This window comes from Oceanicaulis sp. UBA6590 (genome assembly GCF_002433705.1).
Taxonomy (GTDB): Bacteria; Pseudomonadota; Alphaproteobacteria; order Caulobacterales; family Maricaulaceae; genus Oceanicaulis.
Window position 1 is genome coordinate 4,606 of the sequence record NZ_DJIQ01000061.1, and the last position, 1,994, is coordinate 6,599.

Consider the following 1,994-nt stretch of genomic DNA (forward strand, 5'->3'; position numbering starts at 1 on the left):
GATGGAGCAGGAGCAGGAGCGTGGCATCACGATCACGTCTGCTGCGACGACCTGTTTCTGGAAAGAAAAGCGTCTGAACATCATCGACACCCCCGGCCACGTGGACTTCACCATCGAAGTCGAGCGTTCGCTGCGGGTGCTCGATGGCGCGGTGTGCTGCCTGGACGCCAACGCCGGCGTCGAGCCCCAGACCGAGACCGTCTGGCGTCAAGCGGACAAGTACAAAGTCCCGCGGATGATCTTCATCAACAAGATGGACAAGCTGGGCGCGGACTTCTTCAACTGCGTCGAGATGATCAAGGACCGCCTGGGCGCCAACCCGCTGTGCGTGCAGCTGCCGATCGGCATGGAAAGCGACTTCGAGGGCCTGATCGACCTCGTCGCCATGAAAGAGCTGATCTGGCTGGGCGAGAACCTGGGCGCGACCTGGGAAGTGCGCGACATCCGTGACGAGCTGGCCGACCAGGCCGCTGAATACCGCGAGATGCTGGTCGAGACCGCCGTCGAGCAGGACGAAGCGGCCATGGAAGCGTATCTGGAAGGCGAAGAGCCGTCCGAGGAAACGCTGAAGAAGCTGATCCGCAAGGGCACCATCTCTCTGGCCTTCAACCCGATCCTGTGCGGCACCGCGTTCAAGAACAAAGGCGTTCAGCCTCTGCTCGACGGCGTTGTGGACTTCCTGCCGTCTCCGGTGGAAGTGTCCGCGATCAAGGGCATCGATGCGAAGACCGAAGAGCCGATCGTGCGCAAGGCGTCGGACGACGAGCCGCTCGGCCTGCTGGCGTTCAAGATCATGAACGACCCGTTCGTGGGCTCGCTCACCTTCTGCCGCATCTATTCGGGCACCCTGTCCACGGGGCAGACCGTGCTGAACACGGTGAAAGAGAAGAAAGAGCGCATCGGCCGCATGCTGCTCATGCACTCCAACAACCGTGAAGACATCAAGGACGCCTATGCGGGCGACATCGTCGCAATCGCGGGCCTGAAAGACACCACCACGGGCGACACCCTGTGTGACCCGTCCTCTCCGGTCATCCTGGAGCGCATGGAGTTCCCGGATCCGGTGATCGAGATCGCCATCGAGCCCAAATCTAAGGGCGACCAGGAGAAGCTCGGCGTGGCTCTGGCGCGCCTGGCGGCTGAAGATCCGTCCTTCCGCGTGTCCTCCGATGAGGAATCCGGTCAGACGATCATCGCCGGCATGGGCGAACTGCACCTCGACATTCTCGTCGACCGCATGAAGCGTGAATTCAAGGTCGAAGCGAATGTGGGCCAGCCGCAAGTGGCTTACCGCGAGACCGTGGGCGTTGCTCACGAGATCGACTACACCCACAAGAAGCAGTCGGGTGGTTCGGGTCAGTTCGCGCGGATCAAGCTGCAGATCGAACCGGCCGAGCCGGGCGAAGGCTTTACCTTCGAGTCCAAGATCGTCGGCGGCTCCGTGCCGAAGGAATACATCCCGGGCGTCGAAAAGGGCCTGAACTCGGTCCGCGAAACCGGCCTTCTGGCGGGCTTCCCGGTCATCGATTTCAAGGTGACCCTGGTCGACGGCGCCTATCACGACGTGGACTCCAGCGTGCTGGCCTTCGAAATCGCCGCCCGTGCTGCGCTTCGCGAAGCCAAGTCTGCGCTGCGCATGAAGCTGCTTGAGCCGATCATGAAGGTCGAAGTGGTGACCCCGGATGAGTACACCGGCTCCGTCATCGGCGACCTGAACTCCCGCCGCGGCCAGATCCGCGACCAGGAGATGCGCGGCAACGCCACGGTGGTGAACGCCTTCGTGCCGCTGGCCAACATGTTCGGCTATGTGAACAACCTGCGTTCGGCCACTCAGGGTCGCGCCCAGTTCACCATGCAATTCGACCACTACGAGCCGGTGCCGCAAGCCGTCGCCGACGAAGTGATCTCCAAAATCGCGTAATTCGGATCATCGATCCAAAGAAACGACGCCTGTCTGAAGAGTAGGAAGAGACAATGGCCAAGGAAAAGTTTGA

1 protein-coding gene is annotated in these 1,994 nt (G+C 61.6%); it reads left to right on the forward strand.

All coding sequences use genetic code 11. The features are described 5' to 3' along the window. A partial coding sequence (gene fusA, locus B2Z70_RS12225) for an elongation factor G (RefSeq protein ID WP_292983595.1) occupies positions 1 to 1,921 on the forward strand: 1,921 nt, incomplete at its 5' end. Positions 1,922 to 1,994: the final 73 nt, after the last annotated feature.